At 40.3% G+C, this 870-nt stretch carries 2 protein-coding genes; both read right to left on the bottom strand.

From position 1 onward, the window contains the following. Window positions 1–46 precede the first annotated feature (46 nt). Complete coding sequence (locus BCU12_RS09510) at window positions 47–265, bottom strand: helix-turn-helix transcriptional regulator (RefSeq protein ID WP_102404082.1); 219 nt, start codon at window positions 263–265, stop codon at window positions 47–49. 9 nt (window positions 266–274) lie between these two features. Next, window positions 275–811 (bottom strand): DUF2975 domain-containing protein, encoded by a 537-nt coding sequence (locus tag BCU12_RS09515; protein WP_102404083.1) that lies wholly within the window; start codon window positions 809–811, stop codon window positions 275–277. Window positions 812–870 lie beyond the last annotated feature (59 nt).

The following is an 870-nucleotide window of genomic DNA, read 5'->3' on the forward strand; positions in this document are numbered from 1 at the left end:
AACGGTAAAGAGGTGTTTTTGTGCTTGCGTGACCATTTGAGACTTCTTACTGGTCATCTTCGCTAGCTTCGAACGCTAAAATGTCCCCTGGTTGGCACTCTAACACTTCACACAATTTATCTAGAGTCGATAACCTGACAGCCTTTGCTTTGCCATTCTTGAGTACAGACAGGTTCGCTTCTGTAATACCGACTTCCTGCGCCAGTGTTTTTAAACGCATTTTTCGTTTGGCCATCATAATGTCCAAATTGATACAAATAGTCATGATAAACCCTTAAATCGTATGACTGTTTTCATCGGCAAGAATATACCCTTCCTTCATCACCCACGAAATGATTAAAACAATAAAACCTAGTATCAAAGTAAGGACATCCATCCCCACAAAACTAACCGTGAATATTCGTTCACCAGGAGGATTATTGAACGACAAAATAACCGACATTAATGCACCATAAAGGACAGAACCACCGACCCAGTAAAACAGGCAGTAGCCTAGTCTTTGGTACGATTTTACATTGGCCAAAGAAAAAACTTCGCCATTTTCGTAATTGCGAAATAGACGAATCAATACAGTTAACGCATACATAATGATGCTAGACAATAGCAAGCTAGCAATTACTGCCAACACACGCGTAGACAAGGTGAGAGGTGAGTCTATCTCGTAGCTGAAGTGAATGATGCCAAGTGATGTCAGGAAGTCATAAGGGGTGTTGACGGTCAGCCAGTAGTAGCAAACCATGATAGGCGTAATAACAAGCAGGCTTTGGCAAAGAATACGTACACGACGACTTTGTATTTGGATCTTGGACATAACTTTTATTCCTTTTGAGTTGATGAAAGGAGGTTAAAGCAATTTAAACTATTAAACAA

Source organism: Vibrio sp. 10N.261.55.A7 (genome assembly GCF_002877365.1).
Taxonomy (GTDB): domain Bacteria; phylum Pseudomonadota; class Gammaproteobacteria; order Enterobacterales; family Vibrionaceae; genus Vibrio.